4 protein-coding genes and 1 pseudogene are annotated in these 9,715 nt (G+C 48.5%); 3 read left to right on the plus strand and 2 right to left on the minus strand.

Features of this window, described 5'->3' with window-relative positions:
- Window positions 1-84: 84 nt before the first annotated feature.
- Together nth and gyrA are read right to left on the minus strand one after the other, a co-directional pair.
- A complete protein-coding gene (gene nth / locus OC187_RS01080) occupies window positions 85-711 on the minus strand; it encodes an endonuclease III (RefSeq protein ID WP_262997782.1) in 627 nt (208 codons plus the stop codon).
- Window positions 711-3,425, minus strand: a complete 2,715-nt coding sequence (gene gyrA, locus OC187_RS01085) for a DNA gyrase subunit A (protein WP_262997873.1) — start codon at window positions 3,423-3,425, stop codon at window positions 711-713. Before gyrA ends, nth begins: the two co-directional genes overlap by 1 nt.
- Before the next feature lie 386 nt (window positions 3,426-3,811).
- Between gyrA and OC187_RS01090 the strand changes: the two genes are divergently transcribed.
- The 3 genes and pseudogenes from OC187_RS01090 to OC187_RS01100 all read left to right on the plus strand — a co-directional run.
- On the plus strand, window positions 3,812-5,785 hold the full coding sequence (locus OC187_RS01090) for an ATP-dependent helicase (RefSeq protein WP_263008501.1): 1,974 nt from the start codon (window positions 3,812-3,814) through the stop codon (window positions 5,783-5,785).
- A gap of 954 nt (window positions 5,786-6,739) precedes the next feature.
- The gene (locus OC187_RS01095; RefSeq protein WP_262997780.1) at window positions 6,740-8,176 is read left to right on the plus strand and encodes a hypothetical protein; all 1,437 of its coding nucleotides are present in this window, start codon (window positions 6,740-6,742) and stop codon (window positions 8,174-8,176) included.
- A gap of 411 nt (window positions 8,177-8,587) precedes the next feature.
- Window positions 8,588-9,715 (plus strand): annotated as a pseudogene (locus OC187_RS01100) (hypothetical protein); the annotation flags it as partial.

Genomic DNA, 9,715 nt, shown 5'->3' on the forward strand with positions numbered 1-9,715 from the left:
ACTCCACAGTGCTAAAGTCACCGCAACACTTGAAAACAACGCAAGCACGCTACCCAAGCGGTTATAGCCACCACAACCCGCACTTCATGACCACTTCCCGTAGCTGTCGCACAAATCACTGACAATGCACTTATGGCACAGGGGAGCGCGTGCCTTGCATACATACCTGCCGTGCAGCACCAGCCAGTGGTGCGCGTACAACTTCCACCGCTCCGGAACAACTTCGTTGAGCGCACCCTCCACCCCCAGAACACTCTCTTCATGGACCAGCCCAATCCTGTTGCTCACCCTAAAAACATGCGTATCAACCGCGATAGCAGGAATGCCAAGTGCAGAATTCAAGAACACATTGGCGCTTTTTCTGCCGACTCCGGGTAAGTCAGTCAGAGTGGAAAATTCCCTGGGAATTGCCCCACCATGCTCCTTAACAAGCACCTCACTCAGCTTAATTATGTTCTTAGCTTTGGAGTTGTAGAGCCCTATGCTACTTATGTGGCTTTTTAACCCATCCTCCCCTAAAACAAGCATCTTCTCAGGTGAATCGGCCACATCAAACAGCTTGTCTGTAATCTTATTAACACTCACGTCCGTAGCGCGTGCGGACAGCACTATAGCAACCAGCAGAGTGAATTCATTGCGATACCGCAGCTCTATGCGCGGATGCGGATTGCTGGCGGAGAACCTGCCAAAAAGTGAATCAACGTCCTTCATCAGCTGCCATCGTCCGAAGACTGCTCCTCTTCTTCGCCTTCTTCCTTGCCACCATCGAACACAATGGCCGCGGATACTACTTTCTCATCCTTTTCAGTCTTAAAGAGAGTCACACCCTGAGTGCTACGTCCCACAACCCTGATATCAGTCACCGCTATGCGGATCAGCTTGCCCCCGTCAGTAATCAGCATAACTTGATCTGTCTGAGCAACAGGAAAACTGGCAACCACATTACCATTTCGCACAGTTGTAAGAATGTTGACCACCCCTACTCCCCCTCTGGAGGTAATACGGTATTCATAAGCAGATGTCCTCTTCCCAAAACCATTCTCAGTCACCGTCAGTATGAATTGCTCATTGCGAGCCATCTCTAAAAAGGACTCTTTCTCGATACCGTGCTCTTCCAGCATTTGAGCAATTGCATCGCTGACAACGCCAACACACGCAGTAGTAATCCTGGCCTCCACCGGAATTTTTAGGTAGGCATCCTTAAGCTCAGAACTGGCTTCCACACCACATAGCACAGACATAGAGATCACCTGATCACCCGCAGAGAGCCGTATAGCCCTAACGCCATCAGACGTCCTGCCACGAAATTGCCTCACGTTGCTCACAGAAAATCTAATGCTCTTTCCCAACCTACTGGAGAGCAGCACGTGATCTACACACCTACATACCCGCGCAGATACCAACCTATCACCGGGAGTCAGAACCATGGCAATCTTCCCACTGGAAGGCACATATTGAAAATCGGACAAAGCATTGCGCCTAATGTTACCCGACGCAGTCACAAACACCACATCCAGATCTGCAATGCCCGCCGCATCATCACAACTGGGCAGCGGCATTACACTGGTGATCGTTTCGCCCTCAGCAAGCGGGAAAATATTCACCAAGGACCTGCCCCGGGAGCTGGGCTCACCTAGCGGAAGTTTATACACCTTCAGCTTATACACCTTGCCCATATTGGAAAAGAACAGCACGCTGGTATGGGTATCGACGACAAAAAGCTTCGTGGTAACGTCCTCTTCCTTGATACCCTGAGCCACGCGCCCCTTCCCGCCGCGCTTTTGCGCTCTGTAGTTGGACAGCTTCACTCGCTTCACAAACCCGTTCATGGTCACCGTGACCACCATTTCCTCTCTGGGAATCAGACTCTCTGCGTCAATCTCATCAGTGGATTGCTCTATGGCTGTGTTCCTAGGCTTAGCGAGCTTCGCCTTGGCATCCAACAACCCCTGCTTGACCAAGTTCATGAGTAAGGAGTCCGTGCTCAGAATCTCGGTATACTCGGTTATCAAAGCAACCATGGACTCCAGCTCTGCTTCCAGTTTCCCTTTTTCAAGACCGGTAAGGCGCTGTAACCTCATCTCCAAAATGGCTTTGACCTGGGGAACGGTCAGCTGGTACATTCCATCCTCAACAACACCAGTACTATCAGATACCAACTCTATCATATTCCTTATATCCGAAGACGGAGCCCACCTGCGCTCCCGTAACGCAGTAGAGGCCTCGGCACTGTCTTTAGAGGCTTTGATAATCGCAACCACCTCATCAATATTGAGCACTGCAATGTACATACCGATGTACAGGTGCGCCTTTTCCCTAACCTTCTTGAGTCTGAACCTGGTCCTACGTACTATAACTTCCTTTCTGAAGCTAATGAACGTGGAAATAATCTCAAGCAAGGGCATAACCCGAGGCTTGTTGCTCTCTAGCACAAGCGTGTTGATGCTGAAGCTAGTCCTTAGGGGGGTCAGCCCCAAAAGCTGGTTCAGCACCACCTGAGAATTCACCTGTTTTTTAAGCTCCACGGCGACACGTATACCAGACTTGTTGGATTCATCGCGAAGATCGGCAACACCTTCTATTTTCTTCTCCTTGACAAGTTCATGGATCCTCTCAACGAGTTTCGCCTTGTTCACCTGGTATGGAATCTCATCTATGATGATAGCCTGCCTACCGGAAGGTAAATCTTCGGTGTGCGTCCTGCCATGGATAACTATAGTTCCCCTCCCAGTAGCAAAAGCAGACCTGATCCCGGCATTCCCCATGATCACCCCCCCGGTGGGAAAGTCCGGCCCGGGTATTATGGCCATAAGCTCGTCCAAAGTTATATCTGGACATTCTATGTACGCCACACACGCATCAACAACTTCACCCAAGTTATGCGATGGAATGTTGGTCGACATACCAACAGCAACGCCGCCAGCGCCGTTAACAAGCAAGTTGGGAAACTCTGCGGGCAGTATTACAGGCTCTTCCTCGTTTTCATCATAGTTAGGACGAAAATCAACGGTGTCTTCATCAATATCATTAAGCAAAAAGTGCGCGGCCTCTGCCAACCTGGCTTCTGTGTACCTCATGGAAGCCGGAGGATCGCCATCCACGGAACCAAAGTTACCTTGGCTATCGATCAGCGGTACAAGAAGGGAAAAATCTTGCGCCATTCTGACCAGCGCATCGTAAATTGCGGTGTCCGCATGGGGGTGATACCTACCCATGACGTCACCCACAACGCGGGCTGCCTTCTTGTAGGGCTTGTTGTGATCATACCCGGACTTGTACATGGAATATAAAATCCTTCTGTGAACCGGCTTCAAGCCATCCCGAATATCGGGGATCGCCCTGCTCACAATCACGCTCATAGCATAGGAAAGGTACGAACTCTCGAGCTCCTTCTCTATGGAAACGGGTAAAACACCTCCGTTCATCTGTACAACGGACATCACGACCTACAAAAGACCACCCATCTTAGTTCTCCGAGTTGCCAAGGTCAAGGCAATTGTTTGCAGTGCTCTAGCCCCAATTCAAGTCTGAAATGTGTATAGATCGCTCCCAAAGGGTTGTTTAAACCACTAAATCTACGCACCAAATAGTCACCAGAGACATTCCCGGTTTCCCCCAACGCAAATCTGTTTACGCACATATGCAGAATACCCCAAATAGTAAACATTGCTGTGGCTGCATCCCGGGAAACGCTCCATCATGTGCAGTTATCCCCCTACTCGGTTTTTGTTGATTGTATATTCTCTTTGGGTACCATGGGTATCGTACCTTAAGTAAACACTCGCATCCGCATTCTCGGGGCTTTGAAACTATGGAATACCAAGACTTCCCAACAGATGGCACCGAGCAAATGCCAGAGCGCGCCACAGAAGGCTTTCTCTTATCTCTAAACGAGGCACAAAAAGAGGCCGTGTTCTGTGTGGATGGCCCTGTCCTCATTCTGGCAGGAGCTGGAACAGGCAAGACTCGCACCATAACTTCTAGGATGGGATACATAATAAAGAGTGGGCTGGCGTTCCCCAGTCAAATTTTGGCAGTAACGTTCACAAACAAGGCTGCGAAGGAGATGCTTGTCCGAGTGAGTGAGATCGTCAATGCTCCGGGTATATGGCTTGGAACGTTTCACGCAATTGCAGCTAAAATCTTGCGTAGCAACGCGGAACTTGTGGGCCTGAAGGGGGATTTCACAATAATTGGCCCAGACGACCAGCTACAGTTGGTGAAGACCATTGTAAGTGATATGAAATCTGAACACTCTGCGGATGAGTGCAAAAAAATAGTGTATGCAATACAGCGGTGGAAAGAAAAAGGGCTACTACCCGGAGGCGTTACAGATACAGAGCTACATAAACACTCGGGTAGTATAGAGCGCGATGTTTATTATGAGTACCAGGAGCGCATAAAGGCGCTGAACTGCGCAGATTTTGGTGATCTCCTCCTGTATAACGTATCAATATTTGGCACACATGCCAATGTTCTTTCTCGCTACCAAGAGCAGTTTAAATACGTTATGGTTGACGAATATCAGGATATCAATACAGTGCAGTACTTGTGGTTACGGCTGCTGGTACAAAAACGTAAAAATCTGTGCTGCGTCGGAGATGATGACCAGTCCATTTACAGCTGGCGCGGGGCCGAAGTTGGTAATATCCTAAGATTCGCAGACGACTTTCCCCAGGCAAAGATCGTCAGGTTGGAGTGTAATTATCGATCCACTTCCAACATACTCTGTGCCGCTTCTGCAATCATAAACAACAATAAGTCCAGGCTAGGTAAAAAGCTATGGACCGCAAATCATGAAGGACAAAAAGTCGGCTTGATGAAGTTTTTGGATGGTAGGTTAGAAGCGCGGTTTATTAGTGAATACATAAAAAACTCCAGTGAGTACAGATTTGATGAGACCGCAATACTGGTCAGAGCGGGTTTTCAGACCAGGGTATTTGAAGAATATCTGGTAAGATGTGGGATTCCCTACAAAATTGTAGGTAGTACCAAGTTTTACGACAGACAGGAGATCAAAGACCTGGTGGCATACCTCAAGGTGGTCGCCAACCCTAGGAACGATATTGCATTCGAAAGAATAATTAACAAACCCAAAAGGCAGCTTGGGGCTTCAACAGTCGCCAAAATGCGAGCTTACGCCAAGGACAATGGGCTGTCACTGGTCGAGGCTGGAAAGTCCATGATAAACTTCGGATTGTTACCGGAAAGGACCTCCAACATCCTACAAAAGCTATTTGGCAAATTTGATCACTGGCAGGAAATTCTGGACTCAGGCTCACTAATGATGGCAATGCGAGCCATAGCTGAGGATTCTGGATATATTAGAATGCTCAAAGACGAGGGAGAGGCAAGCGCGTCAAAAATGGAAAACATCGAGGAACTGTTCACTGCCGTATTAAGCTTTGAAAACGCGACCAAGTTCTTGGAGCATATAAGCTTGGTGACTGAAGTAGACTCACCGGAATCAATCAGCAATCACGTATACTTGATGACTCTGCATGCGGCTAAAGGCCTGGAATTCCCGCTAGTTTTCCTTCCTGGGTGGGAAGAAGGAATCTTCCCCCATGAAAAATCTATGCATGATGCCACTGGAAATGCTTTAGAAGAGGAGCGTCGCTTGGCATATGTCGGCATGACTAGGGCAAGAGAACGGCTATTCATATCATGCGTTGCGGTACGGGAAGTAAACAATTGGAGGCAGCCAATGAAAATATCAAGGTTTATCAAAGAGCTTCCCGCAGAACACGTACAAGTGCTTAAAAATGTGGACGGCTACATGTAACAATCAGAGTGCTACTTCCATAGATGGAGAAAGCTGCATGCAACCAACTGGTTCGGGTAGCACGCGGAGAAGAGCAGTGGCACAATCGGGAACAATTACGTACAGGTCCAGTCTCTCTCTTAAGGGCGAGCATGGGGCATCGAGAGACTGATGAGCGAGCCAAAACCCGGAGCAACGCAAGCAACACTATAGCACTCACACGATTACTTACAGACAGAAAAGGAACCACAAGAACAGGCTATCATATCCGGTGTAAAACTCGTTTGGTAGGCACAATAATGGTGTAGGCAATTCAAGCATACAGGATCATGATTAGGAAAGCCTCTGCAGAATACGCCCTAAAAAACGAAGAAATTAAGGATTTCCAGCACAAATAGGGGGTACACTACTAAACAGAACGGAGTGTTAACATGGAGATACAATGGTCTCAGACAGCGGAGATGTAACCAAAACAAAAAAGGCTGCGGTCAGTCGCCGTAAAGAGAAGTTGCAGGTGCAAATTCGCGGAACAAATGGATAGCTGCAATTCTTGTGATGGGTCACCAACCTGCAGGGACGTGTGTATTATATGCCTCAACCATGGCATGAGGAAATGCGCGTGTGTCGCGCACGGAGTTTGCGCACCCCTCCACACACGTGAGGCGAACATCCCTGCGTTCAACCTAAACACGTGAGGTACCTACAAAATTGGCACAGAAACAGAGCCATTGCATCTTGGCAACACACAGACATGCATGTGAAAACATGGTGGTTATCATAGTAAAGTTAGCAGACAACCTCGCCAGCAAACTTAAGATGCTATGGTTGAGGAAGCCGAGAGCACTCTGCTCCCTGCAGGCGCAGCAGAGAAAAATGACGTTGGGAACGCAGCAATGGGCGCAGGTAGGCATGAGTGGTCGGAACGAGATGTGTAGACCACATCTCAACATAAGAAGTTTAGATTAGGGAATGGAAATGAACGATGCTAAAAATCCCAGTCACCTGTCAGGAGACCCACATTTGAAATACACAATACTTCCCTCACCTGCGATTGCGTTTTGCTCGTCAATGATACTGGGCATACACAACTATCTTCATGAACAGTACAACACCAAATTTGTCGCTCAAGACGAAGACATAACCACTCTGGTGACCAGCGTACTTGCGACAAAGCAGGATGGCGCATACGTAATTTTGGATGGTGAGTGCATAGAGGCAATACTTAGGGCGTTTAGAGACAAAATTCAAGACACATTCCGGACAGTAGCCGAAAAAGAATTCAAGTACGGCACTCAGTTTGTCGCACAAATTACAGAAGAACTTCTAGATGCCGTAGCATACTACAATCATGAGCAATTTATAATAAACAGAGAGATCACCAGAACTATCGAGCGAGCCGTGGCTCGACTTTGCGCCTCCAAACGCGCAAGTCTTCTTGCTGAGGCTCACAGCCCTACAAGCGTTCCCCCAGGGGAATCCGTACAGCCTGAGGAACCAACACTGGGGGCCGACACAGCAGCCCTGAGTCGTCAGCCTACACTCGGAGATCACGTAACAGAGACCCTACAAGATAGCGTCTTAATGAGGCGTCTGTTCTTCATACAGGGAAGCAGTAGGCATAGTTTTGCTGAAAATCTAATTTTGGGCGTAGCCAACGCAATCAATGCTCGCTGCTCGCCACCTGGTTCTGATTTCAGGATTAAGAACACAATCATAAGCAGAAGCGTGCCGGGGTACGCCTCGTACTACGTGACTCACACAGCAACTGTGACACAACAGCGCGGTGATGACAGCAATGAAATGGGCATGCAGTTTTTATACACGGTACACGCTCCTGAAGCTGAAACGGAAAGGCTCGAGTATGAGATACGACACGCAAGGCTTGTGGTGCTGTGTGGAAAGGACCATGAACAACAAAAGTGCTTTGAACTGGACGACATGACTTCTGAGAGTAGTCTGCCTTGGATGGATGCCATAGAGATTCACGAGTCGTGCCAAAGAGGCCGTAAGAGGAAACGCGTAAAGAAGGCTGACCATACTGATAGTGTGCAGCGCGAGAGGGAACCCGAACCCGCGACAACCCCCTGTAGCCGGATCCTCTCAACTCTGAAAACGATTCTGAGCCTCGTGTGGAAGGCTATAACTTACCCATTCAGGTTACTCGTCAGACTGTGTATCTCCTGTTGCTGCGCTAACCGGGGTGTTGGGACAATGCAACGTGCCACGTATACAGAAGATTCGGGTCCGAAAGCACGTAGCGCCAGATCTAGCACCACAACATTAACAGAATGCAGAGAAAAAACTTCCGCACAGAACACGGAAAGGCATGATGCTACCCCTGCTGTGGTTGTGCATGATGTTGCAGTAGGCTCCTATAGCACGAATCCCCACAACACATCTGTCGGGCGATGACACACCTTGCCAACCGTTTTTGCTAAGAATCACAAACTAAAGACTTGCCAATCACGGTTAGATAGGATTCAGACGAAGCCCCCTGCCACACACCGCGCATAACGCGCCTTGCACCGTTGAAGAGCCGCTCTCACTGCCACAACAAGTATAAGCAAGATTCAACCTTGAGTTGAGAATTGGCAATTGTTGTACATATTTTTTTACTCTTGATGTTGTATCCTATCGGCACGTTAGATTTACGTGGCGTACTTCAAACCCACAAAGCCAGCAAAAAATCATGGGCAAAAGTGGAACGTGCGCCGCACACAGAAAAGGGGAGTAGAACTGCAAGCACAGGCAGCGTTGTGTACACGCAGCAGCTGCAGTAAGTGCTGTGCGTTTTTATAGCTCTCTCTGATAGAGGTTTTACTGGTGACCGGTAATGTGAATCTCCCCAAACCCTGGGAGATATTATTAACGCGAAAGGAAGCTAGTACAAGCACGGCGGGGGCAGCTTGTGCACTAGTCGCCTTTGATGAGAGCATAGATCTAAACAGCGATAAACGCTGTGACAGCTCCTTAATAGATACTCTACACACCATAGTAAGACCCACCGCGCAGTGCACTGCGCTGCTGGATTACATACTAAAAACTGCATACCACACCAACGTGTATAAGCAGGGAGACCATGCCCTTGTCGTCACTTCAGAAGAGGATGTCCCAACACCACTGGTCTCCGTCACCAGAGAAAATCCTCTTTCCACAGAGCACAGCGCAATATCTGTAGTTGAAAAACACCGGCTACGGGTCGCAAAAAACAAAACTAAACGGGGAGTTATGGATGCGAAATATGTGGATAGGATGACAGCAACTATGTCATACAGAATCTCATCCCCAAAAGACTTCGAAGGCGAGTTTTTGATCAGCCAGCTGAAAATTGAGCTGGCACAGATAGGAGTAGATGGGCGAAAAGAGCCTGAAGTGTTCGCTAGGCTCAAACCAGATTGCGATTTTTTTTACACGCCCCCACAACAACAGAGTACTTATAACAGCCCCGCACAAAGCGTATATGCCGCAGGGAAACATGCGGTTGACACAGTAAGAGAAAGACTCAGTGATGTAAAACCGGCGAGAGTTATCTCTACAGATAATATACTCCCTGCATTCAGACTCAAGGAACAAGTAGATCAAATTATGGAGGCTAGGGCAAAAACGCCCTGGCATATACTTGACCCAGAAGCGCAGTACCCATTTGCAGAAAAAGGTAGGGCCCATATTCTAGGCTCGTATGACAACACCTCAAAAATGAAGCTGAGTGAAATTGTGCTTGGTGGCGCGAGATGCGCTGAGGAGTTGCGCGATGTCCTGAACACCTTGCTCACGCCGACTGCGAAGCGTGGGGGTTTATTGAGCTTCCTGGAGTCGTGCCTGAAAGGCAACAACTTGAAAGTCTCCCCACATGGGGTCATTGTTGATAACCCCAGTGTGGTGCTGATTCCTATGCCCAAATCGAGCGTCTCAGGAAAAGTGCGGGTAATAGAAGAGCACTGCGTGAAGGTT

The organism is Anaplasma capra, assembly GCF_025628805.1.
GTDB classification, from domain to species: domain Bacteria; phylum Pseudomonadota; class Alphaproteobacteria; order Rickettsiales; family Anaplasmataceae; genus Anaplasma; species Anaplasma capra.

What these genes read in the sequence shown, in the direction of transcription:
- nth (WP_262997782.1), bottom strand. Translation starts at nt 711, where the DNA reads ATGAAGGACGTTGATTCACTTTTTGGCAGGTTCTCCGCCAGCAATCCG.
- gyrA (WP_262997873.1), bottom strand. Translation starts at nt 3,425, where the DNA reads ATGAACGGAGGTGTTTTACCCGTTTCCATAGAGAAGGAGCTCGAGAGT.
- OC187_RS01090 (WP_263008501.1), top strand. Translation starts at nt 3,812, where the DNA reads ATGGAATACCAAGACTTCCCAACAGATGGCACCGAGCAAATGCCAGAG.
- OC187_RS01095 (WP_262997780.1), top strand. Translation starts at nt 6,740, where the DNA reads ATGAACGATGCTAAAAATCCCAGTCACCTGTCAGGAGACCCACATTTG.